The organism is Sulfitobacter pacificus (genome assembly GCF_030159975.1).
GTDB classification, from domain to species: domain Bacteria; phylum Pseudomonadota; class Alphaproteobacteria; order Rhodobacterales; family Rhodobacteraceae; genus Sulfitobacter; species Sulfitobacter pacificus.
This window is the reverse complement of sequence record NZ_BSNL01000001.1, coordinates 1,395,115-1,413,932: the sequence shown is the minus strand read 5'-3', so window position 1 is coordinate 1,413,932 and position 18,818 is coordinate 1,395,115. Positions and strand designations below refer to the sequence as shown.

18 protein-coding genes are annotated in these 18,818 nt (G+C 57.2%); 9 read left to right on the top strand and 9 right to left on the bottom strand.

Going from position 1 to position 18,818, the window contains the following annotated elements; all coding sequences use genetic code 11:
* Positions 1-299: 299 nt before the first annotated feature.
* Genes QQL78_RS07170 through QQL78_RS07140 form a run of 7 tightly spaced genes read left to right on the top strand, consistent with a single transcriptional unit; the run spans position 300 to position 7,765 of the window.
* Positions 300-1,127 carry an FAD binding domain-containing protein gene (locus QQL78_RS07170; protein ID WP_284371988.1) on the top strand — a complete coding sequence of 276 codons (828 nt, stop codon included), beginning with the start codon at positions 300-302 and terminating at the stop codon, positions 1,125-1,127.
* On the top strand, positions 1,124-3,844 hold the full coding sequence (locus tag QQL78_RS07165; protein WP_284371986.1) for a molybdopterin-dependent oxidoreductase: 2,721 nt from the start codon (positions 1,124-1,126) through the stop codon (positions 3,842-3,844). The genes QQL78_RS07170 and QQL78_RS07165 overlap by 4 nt, the downstream gene beginning before the upstream one ends.
* Positions 3,841-5,331 carry a 6-hydroxynicotinate reductase gene (locus tag QQL78_RS07160; protein WP_284371984.1) on the top strand — a complete coding sequence of 497 codons (1,491 nt, stop codon included), beginning with the start codon at positions 3,841-3,843 and terminating at the stop codon, positions 5,329-5,331. The genes QQL78_RS07165 and QQL78_RS07160 overlap by 4 nt, the downstream gene beginning before the upstream one ends.
* On the top strand, positions 5,331-6,185 hold the full coding sequence (locus tag QQL78_RS07155; protein ID WP_284371983.1) for a UPF0280 family protein: 855 nt from the start codon (positions 5,331-5,333) through the stop codon (positions 6,183-6,185). Before QQL78_RS07160 ends, QQL78_RS07155 begins: the two co-directional genes overlap by 1 nt.
* On the top strand, positions 6,178-6,759 hold the full coding sequence (locus QQL78_RS07150) for an amino acid synthesis family protein (RefSeq protein ID WP_284371982.1): 582 nt from the start codon (positions 6,178-6,180) through the stop codon (positions 6,757-6,759). The genes QQL78_RS07155 and QQL78_RS07150 overlap by 8 nt, the downstream gene beginning before the upstream one ends.
* The gene (locus QQL78_RS07145) at positions 6,756-7,340 is read left to right on the top strand and encodes an amino acid synthesis family protein (protein WP_284371980.1); all 585 of its coding nucleotides are present in this window, start codon (positions 6,756-6,758) and stop codon (positions 7,338-7,340) included. Before QQL78_RS07150 ends, QQL78_RS07145 begins: the two co-directional genes overlap by 4 nt.
* The gene (locus QQL78_RS07140) at positions 7,337-7,765 is read left to right on the top strand and encodes a MarR family winged helix-turn-helix transcriptional regulator (protein ID WP_284371979.1); all 429 of its coding nucleotides are present in this window, start codon (positions 7,337-7,339) and stop codon (positions 7,763-7,765) included. The genes QQL78_RS07145 and QQL78_RS07140 overlap by 4 nt, the downstream gene beginning before the upstream one ends.
* Here the strand turns inward: QQL78_RS07140 and QQL78_RS07135 are convergent.
* The 7 genes from QQL78_RS07135 to QQL78_RS07105 all read right to left on the bottom strand — a co-directional run bounded on the left by QQL78_RS07135 (position 7,762) and on the right by QQL78_RS07105 (position 15,007).
* The gene (locus QQL78_RS07135; protein WP_284371977.1) at positions 7,762-8,940 is read right to left on the bottom strand and encodes an amidohydrolase family protein; all 1,179 of its coding nucleotides are present in this window, start codon (positions 8,938-8,940) and stop codon (positions 7,762-7,764) included. The genes QQL78_RS07140 and QQL78_RS07135 overlap by 4 nt on opposite strands.
* A gap of 22 nt (positions 8,941-8,962) precedes the next feature.
* Positions 8,963-9,658 carry an ABC transporter ATP-binding protein gene (locus QQL78_RS07130; protein ID WP_284371975.1) on the bottom strand — a complete coding sequence of 232 codons (696 nt, stop codon included), beginning with the start codon at positions 9,656-9,658 and terminating at the stop codon, positions 8,963-8,965.
* A complete protein-coding gene (locus QQL78_RS07125) occupies positions 9,651-10,370 on the bottom strand; it encodes an ABC transporter ATP-binding protein (RefSeq protein WP_284375483.1) in 720 nt (239 codons plus the stop codon). Before QQL78_RS07125 ends, QQL78_RS07130 begins: the two co-directional genes overlap by 8 nt.
* Positions 10,367-11,311: a branched-chain amino acid ABC transporter permease gene (locus tag QQL78_RS07120; protein ID WP_284371973.1), complete on the bottom strand. Its 945-nt coding sequence runs from the start codon at positions 11,309-11,311 to the stop codon at positions 10,367-10,369. The genes QQL78_RS07125 and QQL78_RS07120 overlap by 4 nt, the downstream gene beginning before the upstream one ends.
* Positions 11,308-12,234 carry a branched-chain amino acid ABC transporter permease gene (locus tag QQL78_RS07115; RefSeq protein ID WP_284371971.1) on the bottom strand — a complete coding sequence of 309 codons (927 nt, stop codon included), beginning with the start codon at positions 12,232-12,234 and terminating at the stop codon, positions 11,308-11,310. Before QQL78_RS07115 ends, QQL78_RS07120 begins: the two co-directional genes overlap by 4 nt.
* Before the next feature lie 23 nt (positions 12,235-12,257).
* The gene (locus QQL78_RS07110) at positions 12,258-13,556 is read right to left on the bottom strand and encodes an ABC transporter substrate-binding protein (RefSeq protein ID WP_386257647.1); all 1,299 of its coding nucleotides are present in this window, start codon (positions 13,554-13,556) and stop codon (positions 12,258-12,260) included.
* 92 nt (positions 13,557-13,648) lie between these two features.
* Entirely contained in the window at positions 13,649-15,007 is a 1,359-nt protein-coding gene (locus QQL78_RS07105; RefSeq protein ID WP_284371969.1) for a hypothetical protein, read from the bottom strand.
* A gap of 86 nt (positions 15,008-15,093) precedes the next feature.
* Here QQL78_RS07105 and QQL78_RS07100 point away from each other — a divergent pair, with 86 nt between their 5' ends.
* Together QQL78_RS07100 and aroQ are read left to right on the top strand one after the other, a co-directional pair.
* A complete protein-coding gene (locus tag QQL78_RS07100; protein ID WP_284371967.1) occupies positions 15,094-15,867 on the top strand; it encodes a copper chaperone PCu(A)C in 774 nt (257 codons plus the stop codon).
* A gap of 153 nt (positions 15,868-16,020) precedes the next feature.
* Complete coding sequence (gene aroQ, locus QQL78_RS07095; protein ID WP_284371965.1) at positions 16,021-16,461, top strand: type II 3-dehydroquinate dehydratase; 441 nt, start codon at positions 16,021-16,023, stop codon at positions 16,459-16,461.
* Positions 16,462-16,767: 306 nt separating this feature from the next.
* Here the strand turns inward: aroQ and tsf are convergent, their stop codons facing one another.
* Entirely contained in the window at positions 16,768-17,643 is an 876-nt protein-coding gene (tsf, locus tag QQL78_RS07090; protein ID WP_284371963.1) for a translation elongation factor Ts, read from the bottom strand.
* Between the two features lie 75 nt (positions 17,644-17,718).
* Positions 17,719-18,594, bottom strand: a complete 876-nt coding sequence (gene rpsB / locus QQL78_RS07085; protein ID WP_284371961.1) for a 30S ribosomal protein S2 — start codon at positions 18,592-18,594, stop codon at positions 17,719-17,721.
* Positions 18,595-18,818 lie beyond the last annotated feature (224 nt).

Sequence of the window (18,818 nt, the reverse complement as noted above, 5' to 3'; positions counted from 1 at the left end):
AATTTGTGGCCTTGCGCCCATTTCTCTGCATTTCTTTCCCAAAAGGTCAAATTTGTGCGGCAAATGCTGCAATCAATGAACTATTGGTTAATTTGTAAGGTGTTAGGGCAATGGCATTTGCCGGTAAGCTGCGGGTCAGCGTGGTGATTTCTTCATAAATCCACAGAGTTTTGCGGCGGCGCCGACGCGCGGTTTTCGCTGGTTGAGACTGAGAGAGTCAAAAACGGTGGCGCTTGTCTGTTGACAAGACTCATCCTGTGCATATCATTCGTATGCAAACAATCGAAGGCTTAGCGCCCGTGCCCTATGTTCGCCCGTCAGATTTGGAAACCGCACTTTCACTTGCGTCACAGCCCAATCAGGGTGTGATCGCCGGGGGCACGGATGTTTTCCCGGCCAGCCAGCAAGGGCAGCGGTTCCAGAACCTGTTGGATCTGACCGCTGTGCGCGAGCTGGCCGGGATCACCCTGTCAGAAAGCGGCATACGTATTGGTGCGGCGGCGCGTTGGCGTGACGTGATCGACGCGGATCTACCCGCCGCCTTTGATGGGTTGAAACAGGCTGCGCGACAGGTGGGCAGTGTCCAGATTCAGAACAGTGCGACGGTTGCAGGCAACCTGTGTAACGCTTCGCCTGCTGCGGATGGCGTGCCCCCTTTGTTGACGCTTGATGCCTCGGTCGAGGTGGCCAGTGCGGCGCGCGGTATCCGGCGGCTTCCCCTTGATGCGTTTATCCTTGGGGTCCGGCAAACCGCGTTGCAACCGGATGAAATCATGACCGCGATCATGGTGCCTACACCGCCTGAAAACGCCGGTTCCAGTTTTGAGAAACTCGGCAGCCGGACCTATCTGGTGATCTCCATCGCGATGGTTGCAGCGCTTGTTTTCAAAGACGCTGGTGGGCGGATCACATTTGCGCGGATCGCGGTCGGGGCCTGTTCGCCGGTGGCGCAGCGGTTACGACGGCTTGAGGTTTCCTGTATCGGCAAGCGCCCGGAGGAGATTTCGGTCACGGCAGATCATTTGGCGGATCTGACCCCAATTGATGATGTACGCGGATCAGCGGCCTATCGTCTGGATGCGGTGGCGGAACTGTGCCAACGCGCGGTGAAAGGGGCGGCGAGATGAATGATGTTTCCTTTTCGTTGAATGGCAAGGCCGTCACCACGCAGCCTGCGACCGGGGCGCGTTTGTCAGAAACCCTGCGTGAAACCCTTGATGGCCGGGATGTGAAAATCGGCTGTAATGCGGGGGACTGTGGGGCCTGTACTGTATTGCTGGACGGGCAGCCGATCTGCGCCTGTCTGACGCCAACGCAACAGGTATCGGGGCAAGCTGTTGAAACCCTTGCTGGATTGCACGTCAGTGATCCGGTTGCGCAGATGCTGGGAGAGCGGTTTCAGGATCACGGTGCGGCCCAATGCGGGATTTGCACGCCGGGGATGATGGTTGCTGCGGTTGCTTTGCTGCGCGAGGATCCGACGCCATCAGAACAGGCTGTGAAAGATGCGCTTGGCGGGGTGCTTTGCCGCTGCACGGGGTATCGCAAGATCATTGATGCGGTGATGGGGCGTCCGGCGGTTTTGAAAGATGATGGAGGTGTCGTGGGCGACAGCATCCGCCGTCTGGACGGGGCGGATAAGGTTGCGGGGGTTGAACGGTTCAGCGATGATGTCGCGCCGGTTGGCACGCTTGAAATTCTGGTGATCCGCTCGCCCTTTGCGCGGGCCGGTTTCCGGTTTGGCGACCTTGCGGCATGGGCCGCCGCGACCGACGGGGTTGAGGCGGTCCTGACCGCAGCCGACGTGCCGGGACGCAATGTCTTTGGCGTTATTCCGCAGTTTGTCGACCAGCCGGTCTTTGCTGAAACCGAAACCCGCTTTCGTGGTGAAGCGGTGGCCGCCGTGGTGGGCACCCCCGCCGCAATCAAGGCGCTTGCGCCGGACGATTTCCCCGTCACATGGTCCGAACTGCCCGCCGCGACGGATATTCAGACAGCGCAGGGCTCAGCGGCAGCCACCCTGCATGAGGACCGCACCGGCAACGTCATGTGTGGTGGATTTGTGCAATGCGGCGATGCCAAAGCCGCGCTGGCGCGTGCGGAGGTGGTAGTGGAGGGCCATTTCAACAGTGGTTTTGTTGAACATGGCTATATCGAACCCGAAGCGGGGTTCGCGCAGATGGTTGGCGACCGCGTGGAGATTTACGCAGGCACGCAGGCACCGGTGATGGACCGCGACAGTCTGGAGATCATTCTGGGGCTGGACGCCAGCAAGATCCGCATTGTGCCCACGGGGATCGGCGGCGGCTTTGGCTCCAAACTTGACCTCTCTGTGCAGCCCTATCTCGCCCTGGCCACAATGAAGACGGGTAAGCCTGTGCGCCTGACCTATAGCCGCCGGGAATCGATGCAAAGCAGCACAAAACGGCATCCCTCAGACATTCAATTGCGGATCGGAGCAGATAGATCGGGCAAGGTTTGCGGCTTTGATTTCTATGGTGAATTTGACACGGGTGCTTATGCCAGCTGGGGCCCGACGGTGGCCAACCGGGTGCCAGTGCATGCCTCTGGCCCTTATCGGATCACCGATTACCGCGCTGAATCCAAAGGGATTCATACCCATAACCCGCCTGCCGGTGCCTTTCGTGGTTTTGGCGTGCCGCAATCCGCGATTGCACAGGAAAGCCTGTTTGATGTTCTGGCTGAAAAGCTGGGCATGGACCCGCTGGAATTTCGCATTCTGAATGCGCTGGAAAACCATGTGCCCACAGTCTGTGGGCAGGTGTTTTCACAAGGGGTCGGCATTGGCAAATGTCTGGAAAGCCTGCGGACAGCTTGGTCTGCCGAACGGGGAGCCGCCGAGAGATTTAACGCAACCTCAGAGACCTACAAGCGCGGTGTCGGAGTCGCGGCGGGCTGGTATGGCTGTGGCAATACCTCCTTGCCCAACCCATCGACCATCAAATCGGGCATCACACCGGAAGGCAGGGTGGTGCTGCATCAGGGTGCAATGGACATCGGGCAGGGGGCCAATACCGTCATCGCGCAGATCTTTGCCACGGCCCTTGGCGTGCCGACCATATCGGTTCAGCTCGTCGGCCCGGATACGGATGTCACACCGGATGCTGGCAAAACCTCCGCCTCACGGCAAACCTATGTTTCGGGGGCTGCGGCGCGGCTGTCGGGACTGGCGCTGCGGGCTTTGGTGCTGAAACGGATGAATGTGTCAGAGGGGGCGGTGCTTTCGTTTTCTGAGGGGCTGGCTGTGGCGTTGGATGGCGGCAAAACCCACCGGCTGGACCTCGCCACATTGGAAACCGACGCAGAGGGCTTTGCCTTTTGCGCCATCGAAACCTATGACCCGCCGACCAAACCGCTGGACGCAAATGGGCAGGGCGCGCCCTATGCGCAGTTTGGATATGCGGCGCATTTGGTCGTGGTCGAGGTGGACATGAAGCTCGGCACCGTCAAACCGTTGAAGTTTGTCGCGTCCCATGATGTTGGTCAGGCGATCAACCCGCTGCTGGTTGAGGGGCAGGTGCAGGGTGGCATAGCCCAGGGGTTGGGCATGGCCCTGATGGAGGAATATCTGCCCGGGCGCACGGAGAACCTGCATGATTATTTGATCCCGACCATCGGCGATATGCCTCCTGTCGAGACGATCATCATCGAAGAACCTGACGCGCATGGGCCGTACGGGGCCAAGGGACTGGGCGAACATGTGTTGATCCCGACCGCACCCGCGATCCTGAACGCAATCTATGCGGCGACTGGCGCGCGGATCACACAGGTGCCTGCAACACCGGCCATCGTTCGTGCCGCGATCAAGAGGGTGCAATCATGAGCAGACCCGAAAGAACCAAGCCTGAAAAGATCCGCTGTGACGCCTGCCCGGTTTTGTGTTTCATCGCGGATGGCAAATCCGGTGCCTGTGACCGCTATGCCAATCACGCGGGTGAATTGGTGCGGCTGGACCCGCTGACCATTGTTGAAACGGCGGATGCGCCGCTGGTGCCCTTTATGAAAGACGGCGCGGAATGGGACGGGGACATCGTGAAAGGCAACCGTCCTTTTGTCACCGCGGTGGGTGCCGGCACTACCTATCCTGATTACAAACCGGCACCTTTCATTGTCAGTCAGGATATTGACGGCGTCGATATGGTGACAGTCGTGACCGAAGGAATCTTCAGCTATTGTGGCGTGAAAGTGAAAATCGATACCGACCGCCATATCGGTGATGAACGCGATATCGTCTATGCACAGGGCGAGGCGATCGGCCATGTGATGACTTCTGAATACGGTTCCAAAATGTTGTCGCTGGGCGGGGTGGAACATCTGACCGGCGGCTCAAAGAAGGAAGGCCGCGCCACCTGTGCCGCACTTTTGGCCCTATGCAACCGCGAGGCCGTGACGCTGAGCATTGGTGACGGGGATCACGCCACCGAAGTGATCGTGCAGGCCGGACAAGCCCCTGTCATTAATGGGGATACGGAACGTCTGATGCGAGTGGGCTGTGGATCTGCCACCATCGGGATGTTTGCAAAGCAATGGCTGGGTCTTGTGGATGATGTGGTGGTGGTGGATGACCACATCACTGGCGTTCTGTCTGAACATGAGGCGGGCAAGCAGCTGGACCTGCCCGCCACGGGTATCAAGATCAAAGGCCGCCGTTCGACCCCCGGACGATATTTTCAGGTCGCTGAACCCGGCACCGGCTGGGGTGGTACCGATATTGACGATCCTCTGACCATCCTTGGCCCGTTCAACCCCAAGGTTGCCCGCGCTGGTATGCGTTTGCTGATGGTCTCTACCACAGGTGAACAGTTCGCCTATTACGAACTTGACGAGGCCCTAGAGCCGCAACCGCACGACCTGCCCACCGCTTTACGCAAATCCACTGATCTGATTGCAGAAAACTGCGAACCCTCGGTTTGTTCCGTGCTGTTTATGGGCGGTGCGGGTGGCAGCCTGCGGGCCGGGGTTACGGAAAACCCGGTGCGCCTGACACGTTCGGTCAAGGATGCGCTGACCCATGTGTCCTGTGGTGGGGCGAAACCCTATGTCTGGCCGGGCGGCGGGATTACGGTGATGGTGGATGTGCTGGATATGCCTGAAATGTCTTTTGGCTATGTGCCGACGCCTGCGCTGGTCGCCCCGATTGAATTCACCCTAAGGGCCAGCGATTACGCGGCATTGGGCGGATATGTGGATCAGGTGAAAACCGTGGCTCAGATTGAAACAGCATCCGCACGGCGGGTACAACGGGGCACGCAAGGCCATGATCCTTTGGCTGCGCAACATTATCACTGGACCAAGGCGGATAAGGGCTGATGGGGCCTGTGGCACAGATATTGGGCGACCGCCTGCATCTGCAACATGGCCCGATCGATTTGATCATCGGGGCCGATGGCGCGCGGGCACAGGCTTTTGCGGCTGCGCGGGACAGGTTCGAAACCGTGCTGGAAGAGCTGGTGGCAGAGCTTGATCTGCTGCGCCAGCCCATTGGCCCGGAGACGGTGCATCCGCATGGCGAAACCGCCGCGCGCATGATGGCCGCAGGAAGGCAGTTTGCGCCAACCGCCTTTGTCACCCCGATGGCGGGCGTGGCCGGTGCGGTTGCCGAAACCGTGTTGCAGGCGATGACAAGCACTGCCGAACTGACACGGGCCTATGTCAACAACGGCGGCGATATCGCCCTGCATCTGACACAGGGCACTGAATTTACAATGGCGATGGCTGGTCATGACGCCAGATCGCTGGGGCAGATTAGGATCACCCATGCCGACCCCATTCGCGGGATTGCAACCAGCGGACAGCACGGGCGCAGTTTTAGCTGCGGGATTGCGGATAGCGTCACGGTTCTGGCTGCCACTGCGGCCAAAGCGGATGTTGCCGCCACGCTGATCGCCAATGCGGTGGACCTTGCAGATCATCCCGCGATCCGCCGCCAACCGGCCTGTGAGGTTGACGAAAACACGGATCTGGGCAGACGGTTGGTGGTCACCGGTTGCGGGAGGCTGGGCACAGATGCCATCACGGCAGCACTTGCCAACGGACAGGCCCGCGCCGAAGGGCTTATTGCAGGGGGGCAAATCAACGGCGCCTGTCTTTTCCTGCAAGGTCAGTCACGCGGGGTTGGCCACAGCCCTGTCACAATTTTAGAAGGAACTCCTGAATATGCATAAAGTCACCCTGCGCAAAACGGTTCTATCCGTTGAAGAAGTTTTTCACGAAGGCGGGCCGGTCGCGGAGAAACCCCTGTTGCGCGGGTCGATCATGGCGGTAATCAAGAACCCTTTTGCTGGCGAATATGTCAATGAAATTCAGGGGTTTCAGGATGATCTTAAACCATTAGGGTTGGAAATGGCGATGAAACTTGCAACCGCATTGGGTGGTGCGGGCGCTATCGAAGGATACGGCAAAGGGGCCATTGTCGGTGCAGCAGGTGAGGTCGAGCACGGTGCGCTTTGGCATGCGCCGGGCGGCTATGCGATGCGCGAATTGCTGGGCGATGCCAAGGCGATTGTGCCCTCTACCAAAAAGGTGGGCGGCGTGGGCGCGCGGCTGGATGTGCCGCTGACCCATACCAACGCATCCTATGTGCGCAGTCACTTTGATGCCATGGAAGTGGGGTGCAACGATGCGCCCAAAGCGGATGAGCTGGCCCTGATTCTGGTGATGAGCACCGGCGCGCGCATCCACAACCGCGCAGGTGGTCTGGCGGCAGCGGATATCAAAGGCGAGGACGGTTTGCGATGAAAGCGAAGATCAGAAAAATTGCGGTAAATATAGAAGAAACCCATATCGAGATGGGGCGGGCGATTTCACCACCCACGCGCAAGGCGGTGGCGGTCGCAGTCATCGAAAACCCTTTTGCGGGCAGCTATACCGAGGACCTGTCACCCTTGATGGATATCGGTGCCGAACTGGGCGCGCTCTTGGGCAAACGCTGTGTCGATGCCCTTGGAATCACGCCACAAGCGACTGAAAGCTATGGGAAATCCGCTATGGTTGGCGAGAATGGAGAGCTGGAACATGCGGCTGCCATTCTACATCCGAAACTGGGCGCGCCCCTGCGTCTGGCCGTGGAAAAAGGGGCGGCACTGGTCGCCTCTTCCAAGAAAATGGGCAGCCCGGGACAGGTGTTGGACGTGCCGCTGGGTCATAAGGATGCCGCTTATGTGCGTAGCCATTTCGACGGGATCGAAGTGCAGTTAAACGACTCTCCCCGCGCCAATGAAATCATGGTCGCGGTTGCGGTCACCGACAGCGGGCGCCCTTTACCCCGTGTTGGCGGGCTGACCCATGCAGAGGCTGAAGGCAAGGATGGCTTGCGGTGAGCGGTGATGAAACCGACGACTATGTGCTGGATGACCAAATCGGCTTTCTGCTGCGTCTGGCCAGTCAGCGCCATTCGGTGATTTTTCAACGCAATGTGGTTGGCAACCTAACCCCAACGCAATTTTCGACATTGGTGCGCATATCAGAGCGCGGCGGCGTGTCGCAGAACCACCTTGGCCGTCTGGCGGCGATGGATGTGGCGACCATCAAAGGTGTGGTGGACCGGCTGAAAGCCAAAGGGCTGGTGCAGACCCGCGCCGATCTGAAAGACAAGCGACGGATGTCGATTTCGCTGACTGATGCAGGGCATCAGATGATGGATGACCTCAAGAGGGCCGGGCATAAGATCAGCGCCCTGACACTCGACCCGCTAAGCGAGGCCGAAAGTCAGACACTTGTAACATTGCTCAGAAAAATCAGCTAGATAACTTCGGGCAGGCGATCCGCAGGCGGGGTGTTCCGGCTGCGGGTAGAGGTGACCTTGCCATCAATGATGGTCATGCCGACACCGGGCAGGTTGCCTTGGCCGACCGACTCCAGCATGGAGTTGCCCGGCGCGTGTTGTGCCTGATCCAGCAGCACAAAGTCCGCACATTTGCCGACTTCGATCAGCCCTGTGTCCAACTCCCGTTGCCGCGCCGTATTGCCGGTGCCAAAACAAAACGCCTGTTCCGCCGGTACATTGCCAAAGGCCGATAGCATCGCAATCATCCGCAAGATACCCAGCGGCTGCACGCCCGATCCTGCCGGCCCGTCGGTGCCAAGGATCACTTGGTCCAGCTTGCCCAACTCCCGCGCTGCGTTCAGTGCCAGAACGCCGGAACGTTCGTTGCCGTTATGCACAATTTCAAACGCTGAAGAACAGTTTTCACAAAGGCACAGGATCTGGTCGTCGGGCAGGGCGGAATGCCCGCCGTTGATGTGGCCGATCACATCCGTACCGGTTTCCATCACCATATCCGCATCGATCAAACCTGATCCGGGGATCGAGGGGCCGCCGGTGTGGATCGTGCTTTGCATGCCGTATTTGCGGGCCCATGTGACCATCTGCTGTGCGGTCTTGCCATCCTTGACAGTGCCAAGCCCTACTTCACCCAGTAGTTTCACACCGGCCTCGGAGAGGTCTTTGAAATCCTGTTCGACCATGCCTTGTTCAATCACAGGCGCACCGGCGTGCACCTTCACACCTGAAGGGCGGAAGTTTTCGTACCAACGTTGCGAAGCAATTGCCATCGCCTTGAGACCGACAATATCTTTGGGACGTCCCGGCATGTGAACCTCACCCGCGGAGATAAGCGTGGTAACGCCGCCGTGTAAGGTGCTGTCAATCCAGCTTAATTGCTGTTGGCGTGGAGTGTAGTCGCCAACCACCGGATGCACATGGCTATCGATCAGACCGGGTGCCAATGTGACACCTCTGGCATCGACGGTTGTTGTGGCACCTTCCGTATCGAGGTCTTTTTCCGCGCCCCATTCGGTGATTTTACCGTTCAGTGCAATCAGGCAATCGCCGTCAAAAATCGGCTCTTCCAGCTTGCCCGACAGGATCATGCCGATGTTTCTGATGACCAGTTTTTCGCTGCCGGTTTCTTCACTCATGACGCATCCTCCGTTTCGATTGTTAAACCCCCAAGTAACGCGCAAGCATCCCGGGGTCGTTTTTCAGATCGGCCGCTGTTGCCGATGCAACCGACGTGCCGTTTTCAATGAACACCACGCGATCTGCGACCTGAAGAACCGCATCGACCCTTTGTTCAACAAGAACAATGGCAAAGCCCTCGGCCTTCATCTTTAGAATGACGTCGCGGATCAGGGCGATCATGGAGGGTTGCAGCCCTTCGGTAGGTTCGTCCAGCAACAAAACCTTGGGGCGCAGACAGAGGGCGCGGGCAGTGGCCAACATCTGCTGTTCGCCCCCCGACAGGGTGCCCGCAGTTTGTTTCAGCCGCTCCCGCAGACGGGGAAACAGCTCCAGCACCCATTCTTTCGTGTCTTTCCCCATGCCCCGCGTCATCAGGCCGATCTCGATGTTTTCATCTACCGTTAGCTCTGGAAACAGGCGGCGGCCCTGCGGGATGTAGCCGATGCCACGGCGCGGAATTTCATGCGGGGGCAGGGTGCTAAGCGCCTCTCCCTCCAGTGTGACGCTGCCGGCGGTGATGGGTAAAATCCCCATGACAGATTTCAAGGTGGTGGTTTTTCCCGCACCATTTCGACCCAAAAGACACAATATTTCAGAGGGTTGCACGTCAAAGCTTACCCCGCGCAAGGTGTTGACATCACCGTAAGCGGCATGGATGCCCTTCACCTCAAGCATCGGTCTTACCCAGATAAGCGGCCTGTACAGCGGTGTTTTCGCTGATCTCTTCAGGGGTGCCATTGGCCAGCACCATCCCCTGATCCAGCACCGTAATCCAATCAGCGGCCCCCATGACCACCGTCATATTATGTTCGATCAACAGTATGGTGGTTTCTCCGGCCAGTGATTTGATCAACGCAATAAACCCCGCAACTTCAGACTCTGCGAGGCCCTGTGTTGGTTCATCAAGGATAAAGACACGCGGTTCCTGAACTAGCCCCATGGCGATTTCGAGCAGTCGTTGGTGACCATAGCTGAGGTCACCCGCGATTTGGTCAGCCCGATCTTCAATATCGACTTTACCAAGCGCCGCGGTGATTTTGCTTGCCAGTATTGCGGGCTTTTTCCCGAACAAACGCCGCGCTGCGATGGCTACGTTTTCATGCACCGTAAGGCGCGGAAAGATGGAGGTGATCTGAAAGGTATAGGCGATGCCCAGCTGGATGCGTTTATGTGCGGGCAGGGCGCTTATATCGCGGCCCGCAAAAATAACCTGTCCCCGGGTCGCCTCTGTGCGCCCGCTGACCATACCGACAAATGTGGATTTTCCCGCACCATTGGGGCCGATCAGCGCGGTGATCTTGCCTGTTGGCAGGGTGAAATCCACGTCGGAATTTGCTGTGACACCGCCATAGACCTTGGTCAGCCCCTTGGTTTCCAGAATATTTATGGCAGCCATGGGAACACCCGTTTGCGCATTTCACCCATCAACCCTTGCGGGGCGAACATGGTCAGCAGCACCAGTACCACACCTGCAACCAGCATATAGGCAGTTGTCACAGAGCTGGAAAAATCGATGAGATAGAACATGAAGAACACGCCCAATAGCGGGCCGATGGTGGTGCCGGCCCCGCCCAACAAAACCCACAGCAATGGGAAGATGGAATATTGCACCGTGGCGAAAGTCGCCCCGACATAGCCAAACAGCATGGCGTAGGCCGCCCCTGCAATGCCGGAGATCAGGCCCGACAGGATCATCGCCTTGAGTTTATGCGCGCCGGTGTCATAACCCAGCATGCGGGCGCGTTCCTCGTTTTCACGAATGGCGACCAAGGTCCGGCCAAAAGGCGATCCGATAACCCGCGCCAGCGCCAGAAAACAGGCCGAGAAAAGCAGGAGCGCCGTGACATAGCGCGCCCCTTCAGTGGTCAGATCGATGCCAAAGATTATCCGCTCTGCCGATTGGATCACAAACCCCTCATCGCCGCGTGTGTAGCTGCCAAAGTATAGCACGACGAGATAGGCGGTCTGCGCAAACATCAGTGTCACGATCATGAAGGCCACGCCGGTGGTGCGCAGGGCAAGGAAGCCGGTTACAGCTGCCAGCGCCGTGGCGGACGCCATGCCGATCAGGAAGGCCACCGGCAGCGGCACGCCGCCCAGATTGATCGAAAGGCCAAAGCCATACATGCCTGCCGCGAAAAACATCGCGTGGCCCAGGCTCAACAGGCCAGTGTAGCCAAACAGGATGTTGAACCCCATGGCATAGATCGCCAGCACCATGATCCGCGATAAGTTGCCGGAATGATAAGGCGGGAGGATGAAAAACAGCGCAACCAATGCGGCCAGTACCGATAGGTGCAATGTTGCGGACTTTCTGCGCACCGTCATGTGGCGGACCTGCCGAACAGGCCTTGTGGACGCCAGACAAGCACCATGGCAACAAGGAAAGTAGCAAGGATCTTGGCCAATGTAGGTGAGAAAAACACAGAGATGATGCCGTCGCTCATCCCGATAAGCAGGGCGGCAACCACCGTGCCGGGCAGGCTGCCAAGGCCACCTATGATAACGACGATGAAAGACAGCAGCAGCGGGTCGGCACCCATCAGGTAATGCGCCTGTTGGATCGGCACGACAAGCACAGCCCCAAGGGCAGCAAGGGCAGCCCCAAGGCCAAATACAATCGAATAGACGCGGCCAACAGGAATTCCGAAGGCCTGTGCCGTCTCGCTGTCTTGTTGGGTGGCGCGCATGATCAGACCGATTTTGGTGCGGGTAATCAGCAGCCACAGTGCTACAAGGACCACCGCCGCCGCCGCAATGACGAACAGTTTGTAGCTGGTCGTGCTCAGGCCCCATGGCCAATACATTGCAAAACCGCCCTCACCAAATTCGAACCACGGCAGGGCAAGGCGGTGGTTAAATGGCGGTTCAACCGGGCGCGCATCCGGGCCAAAGGTCATCAGCGTGGTTTGCTGGATGATGTAGAGCAGCCCGATGGTCGCCACGATGGTGCGGTCGGCATCATATTTCAGATGTTTCAGGATCACCCGGTCGGACAGCGCCGCGATCAGCCCCACCAAAAGCGGAGCGACAACCAATGCCGCCACAAACCCAACCGCCGGATGCCCCCCCAGCAGCGACGTCACATACCATGCCAGAACCGCGCCCAGCATGTAAAACTCGCCATGCGCGACGTTGACCACGCGCATCACCCCGAAGACAATGCTCAGCCCCATAGAGGTCAGCACAAGCACCGAAGCGATGACCGCCCCTTCAAGAGAGGCGAGCATCAGATGTGGACCGAATTCCATTCTATTGCCTTGATCTCAAGGGCTTAGAAGGATTGCGCTGTATAGTCGACCTCGTCTTCGTACATCCCGTCCTCAATGGAGGCGGTATGTTCGACCTTGAGCGTCCCATCGGTCACCTTGGAAATAAACTGTGCGCCAAAGACCTGATGGGTCTTGCCGTTAAACAGCTTCGCCCCCTGTGGATGATCAAGCGAATGGGGCAGGTCTGTCATGGCCTCAACCGCTTCGATTAGCTTGGCGCGGTCTTGCGGGCCTTGGTAGTCAGCTGTTTCCATACCGGCCTTGATCACATTCAGGGTTTCCCAGCAGCCAAACATATGGGCATAGGTTGATACGTCTTTGGGATCATCCAGTGATGCGCCGCGCGCATCAACACCCACAGCCGCACGATAGGCGGTGTCGAATTCTGAGTTGTTTTCCTGAGCATGGCGCGGATTACCCTCCCAGAAATAGGTGCCTTCAAGGAACTCCAGACCCGGGCTTTGGATATCCACCGCCTCAAGGCTGTCGATAAAGCCGAAAATCTCGGGGCGTGAGGGGCCGAAAAATTCACCCAGTTCTTTCACAAAGGTCAGCACGGCAGGGCCGACCATGACGTGATAGACCACATCGGTATCGCGCGGTATCTGCGGGAAATAGCGGGTAAAGGAGGTTTCAGCGGGCGGCACAGAAATCTTTGCTACCACCTCACCACCCTGCGCCTCGATCGCCGCAGAGAAGAAATCGCGGTGGTCGTGACCAAAGGCAAAGTCGGGAAAGATCATCGTGACCTTCTTGCCCAGATTATTCGCCACAAAAGGCGCCATGGATTGCACCTGACTTTTCACATCGGTAATGCCGGGTTGAAGCGTATAGCGGTTCAACATGCCGGATGCGACATGATGCCCTTCGGAAACCACGAAATAGGGTAATTTCAATTCACCCGCGCGCGGGGCAGAGCCGATTACCACATGGCTGAACAACGTGCCAAAGGCTACATCGACCTTGTGCTGGTTGGCGAATTTCTCAAGCACCTCGGCCCCGCGTTTCGGGTCGGTGCCATCATCTTCGACTACAATCTCGACCGGGCGGCCATTGATCCCGCCCATGTCATTGATGCGCTTTACAGCCGCCTGCGTCGTCGCATCATACCAGCGGCCATAAGCCGCGCCGATGCCTGTGGCATGTTTCTGGAACCCAATTCGGATGGGGGCTGAACTTTGTGCTTGGGCAAAGCCTAGGCTGCCGGGCATTGCGCCCGTGGCAAGCAGCGCTCCGGCACCGATGCCCTTGAGGGCGGTGCGGCGGTTAAGGTCGGTCTTTTTGGATGTTCCGTTGGACACAGTATTTCTCCCTTGCAGCTGGTGCGCGTTTTATCGGGGCACCTGTTTTATATTGTTCGCATACGAATGATCTGTCCAGAACTTTCTAAAGTTCACGCACCGCGCGGTGTGGACAGCAACCAAAGGCCGAAAATTGTATATAAAATCATCAGAATGCTGAGGAAGAGTTGGATCAGGATCAAATCCCTGCGTGTTTTGGCGATCCGGCCGGACAGATGATGTGTCATTGCTATAGAGATTATATGCGAAATGACAACCGCTGCCATATTCATCAATAATATGGGTTTCACGGTTTCAGTGCTGTTCAAAAATCCGGTGGTAACACGTAAGCCGCCCAGTCCAAACAGGTTCCAACCGCGCGCCAAGGGGTCGCCAAGTGTTGCCGCAAGGTACTGTATTTGAACAAGAAACGATACGAAGTAATGCGCGAAGTGATAGCCAAGCGCAATTGGCAGGATGGTGATGGCATAGGTGCGAAACGCGGGTGCAAAAGGGGCAGGGGTCAGCGTTCCGAACCTTCTGGCAATGAAAATCCCACCCTGAACACAGGCGGCGTAGATGCAGATCACAATGATATTGGCAAGGATCAGTCCAATGGTTGAACTCCAGACCACGGCGGAACGGCCCGGAAACTCCAGTGGGTTGATGCCGATCTGACCCAACCACCAGAATGTCTCTCTCAGGCCGTCAAAACTTCCGGAGACCAGAATGCTCAGGCAAAACAAGGCGCGCGCCATATCGAGCGGCGCAAGCTCGAAACTGGCCCAGCCAGGCATGCCGATGCGTATGTCTTTGCCGCAATGCACCGGACGCAGCGATGTGATCAGGCGGAACAGAACCGAAAAGCACTCCACGTTTTGGGTCCAGATTGCAGGACCGAAAAACGCCATACCGGCAAATGTGAACAGCCAATAGAGAAAGGCAAGTGTTGCAAGCCGGTTAGGATCGCTTGGCGCGATGTCGGCCAGCAGAAAGATCTGAAACAGCATAAAAATGCCAAACGCAGGCCAGGCACCCAAACGGGCAGGGTAGCGCAGCAGCGGCGCATCCCCGTTAAACAGCAGCCAGCACAGGCCAGACCACGGGTTGATCCAGCGCCAAAAATCGCCAATCACAGCCTGCAACACAAACAGGCCAACCCACCAGCCAGTCCAGATCACCTGTGGCAACAGGTTGCTTTGCGGATCGTTTGGACCGTGGATACCCACATAAAGCAGCGCGAAAAACAATATGGTTGAAACCAGTGATGTCAGGTGCGGTGCGACCCCGATGTCAAACCCTTTGGCAATGCGGAACCCACGGTAGATCCGCCCAAGGCCTTGTCCCGGCACAATACTGATCAGGATAATCGAGGCCAGAACCGCCAATGTGCCACCAAATGTATATAGCTCTGTCGGCAGCAGCAGTACCAAAGCCTGTTCCGCAGGATGCGCCAAAACCTGTGTCGGCATCAAAAGCCAGAGCGATATTCCAAAAAGGCACTTTGATTTGCGCAACATATCGGTAGCTTACAGCCGAAATGATTGAGGGAAAATAGATGATGAAGCGGGTTTTGGCCTTTTGTCTGCTGGGTGCGATTGCTGCAGCCGGCTATGTGATGCTGAACCGTCAGGACGCCACTTTGTCGCTGGTTGGGGCCAAAGCCTTTGCCATGGCGCAGCGACCTTCGATGTATATGGTGACCTTGACGGTCGAGAATACCGGCGCGCCCGATGTGATCCTTTCTGCCTCGACGCCTGACGCCGATATGATCACAGTGGTCAATCCGCGGCACAGCGACAGCGTGCTTGTGGTGCCGGGGGAAAGTCAGGGAATTCTGGCAATGGACGGCGCACATGTGATGCTGCGTATGGATGATTTTGCCGAAGGAAGTTTTATTCCGCTGACCCTGACCTTTGAAAATGCGGGCGAGGTTGTCACACGTCTGCAGAACGCTGGCGTCACCACTATGTCACATGACCCCAGCACCGGTGTTGCGACAGAGCCAGCACCATCTGTCAGTCTGCAGGCAACTGATGCACCGAATGCAGATGGGTTTTCTCTGCGCATCGAGGTTGAGAATTTTACATTCTACCGCCCAAAGGACGAATTTGCCGAGGATCCTGCATATGTGGCGGGTCAGGGTCACGGGCATCTTTACCTTAACGGGCTGAAACTGGGCCGGCTGTATGAACCTGGCTTTGACATTGGCCAGCTGCCTGCGGGCGATCATGTGCTTGAGGTTGCCCTGAACACCAATGATCACCGACCATATCTGGCTGCAGACGGAAGGCCGGTGGTTGCGCGGCTGGAAATTCAGGTGGCAGAGTAAGCGCCGCCAGCATTCCGCAACGTATGTAATTTTACATAATACTGATTACGAGAAGTAAGCTATGCGTTAAAACCACATGCCCCTGGCGCTTTGCTGGACAGCTGCACCTTGGTGGCTTTAACTAGGACCAACCGAAATTTGCGAGTATCCCCCATGACGTCGATCTTGATTCTAAACGGTCCCAATCTCAACCTGCTTGGGACGCGACAGCCCGAGGTCTATGGCGCAACGACGCTTGCTGATATCGAAGTGATGTGCCGCGACGCGGCGAAATCCCTTGGTGTGACTTTGGAGTTCGCTCAAAGCAATCATGAAGGAATGCTGATAGATCAGATACATGCGGCAAAATCTTCACAGGATGGCATAATTCTGAACGCTGGTGCCTACACTCATACGTCTGTGGCGATTATGGACGCGATTGCCTCTGTAGAGCTTCCTGTCGTCGAGGTTCATCTCAGCAATATCCACGCCCGTGAAACCTTCCGCCACAAGTCCTATATTGCCCCTGTGGCTTTGGGACAGATCTGCGGGTTTGGCGCAACGGGCTATATTCTGGCGCTTCACGCGCTTAAGGAACATATTTCAAGCAGTTGATTTATAATGTTCTTTCTGGGAAGTTGCTTCGTCTCTGATCAACAGTCTGCGGCACAATCGGATTTGACCCTAACAATGGTCTACCTGGAAGATGATAGCAGCGAAGACGCTGGGCTGCAGTGAACCAGTGGTTTAAGGTTGCCACTTAAATTACTGTAAAAGTATGATTTTTTAAATGCTGGTGTCAGGGTTTTCTTGCTGCAAGGTACGTAACCCTGTTCATCCGATCACTTCAGGCTGGGCACTCGCCCAACTAAAAAGGCGGCGCACCTAAATGCACCGCCCCTCAAATCTTATCGTTAACGCTTAGCTTTGGCCGACTTTGGCAACCTCGGCTGCGAAATCTTCTTTCACAACTTCAATGCCTTCGCCCACTTCCAGACGTACGAAACCGGTGATGGTTGCGCCCGCCTCTTTAGCGGCCTCAGCCACAGTCAGATCAGGGTTGATGACGAACTGCTGGTTCACCAATGTCACTTCGGACATGTATTTCTTCATACGCCCCACAATCATCTTTTCGATGACGGCTTCTGGCTTGCCGGACTCGCGGGCGATGTCCATCTGGACCTGCTTTTCCTTCTCGACCACTGCCGGGTCAAGATCTTCCTCGGACAGAGAAGCCGGATTGGTCGCTGCGATGTGCATTGCAACCTGCTTGCCAAAACCTTCGTCGCCGCCGGTCATTGCGACCAGAACACCGATGTTACCCATGCCTGGCGCCGCTGCGTTGTGCACGTAGGACACAACAGTGTCACCGTCGATGGCCGCCATGCGGCGTACCGACATGTTTTCACCAATCACGGCAACCGCATCCGTCACGGTCTGTTCAACGGATTTACCGCCCATGTCAGCCGCTTTCAGCGCGTCGATATCGGACGCCCCCAGGGCAACATCGGCAATGCCAGCAACCATTTTCTGGAAGTCAGCGTTCTTGCCCACGAAATCGGTTTCAGAGTTTACTTCAACCGCAACGCCGTGGCCGCCGTCAACCTTGACCGCAACCAGACCTTCCGCTGCTGTACGGCCGGATTTCTTCGCCGCTTTGGCCAGACCCTTGGTGCGCAGCCAATCAACCGCCGCTTCCATGTCGCCATTGTTTTCGGTCAACGCCTTCTTGGCGTCCATCATGCCTGCGCCGGTGCTGTCGCGCAGTTCTTTCACCATAGATGCTGTAATCGCCATCTTTTGGTTCTCCTGTTAAATCAGATCGGTTGGAGGCAGGTGTACCCTGCCCCCGTTTCAGTCCTGTGACACGTCTCAGCCTTCGGCTTTGGCGACGGTCTCTTTTGTGGACTCGATATCAAGGACCGCATCCTTGGACATGGCGTCGTTTGACACTGTCTCTTCAGAGGCATTGCCAACTTCAACACCGGTGGAAGGCTCCGCAAGAGCTTCCTCAGCAGGTGCTTCTTCCATTGCGCCCAGATCAACGCCAGCTGCGCCCAGTTGGGCGGACATGCCGTCAAGTGCCGCACGTGCAGCCAGATCGCAGTACAGGCCAATGGCGCGCGCCGCGTCATCGTTGCCCGGAATGATGTAATCGATGCCATCGGGTGAGCAGTTGGTGTCAACCACAGCCACAACCGGAATGCCCAGCTTGTTGGCTTCGGCCACAGCCAGCGCTTCTTTTTTCACGTCGATCACGAAGATCAGGTCGGGACGACCGCCCATTTCACGGATACCGCCCAAAGAAGCCTGAAGCTTGCCCTGGTCACGTTCCATACCCAGACGCTCTTTTTTGGTCAGGCCTTCAAAGCCGCGCTCGGACTGTTCGTCGATAGATTTCAGACGGTTGATGGATTTGGATACGGTCTGCCAGTTGGTCAGCGTGCCGCCCAGCCAGCGGTGGTTCATGTAATACTGTGCGCATTTTTCAGCGGCATCTGCGATCGGCTGTGCTGCCTGACGCTTGGTGCCGACGAACAGGATGGACCCGCCCTTGGCGACAGTGTCACGGATCAGTTTCAATGCTTCATCCAGCATTGGAACGGTCTGTGTCAGGTCCATGATGTGAATGCCGTTACGCGCGCCATAGATGTAGGGACCCATACGTGGGTTCCAGCGCTGCGTCTGGTGGCCAAAGTGTACGCCTGCTTCAAGCAGCTGACGCATGGAGAACTCAGGAAGAGCCATGTCGGTATACCTTTCCGGTTTAGCCTCATCGGGGGTATGATCCCATATGGAACCAACCGGCGGACTGTTTCGGGATTTCTCCCCGAAATGGCCCAACCCCGACTGCGGGTTTAAGTGCCGCGTCCTTAAGACAGATCAACCAAGGGCGCAAGGGGCAATTGATGCGCCAGCGAAGACCCGCATAAATTCAATGGACAGCTCCGGCAAGCTGGCTCAATGTGGCG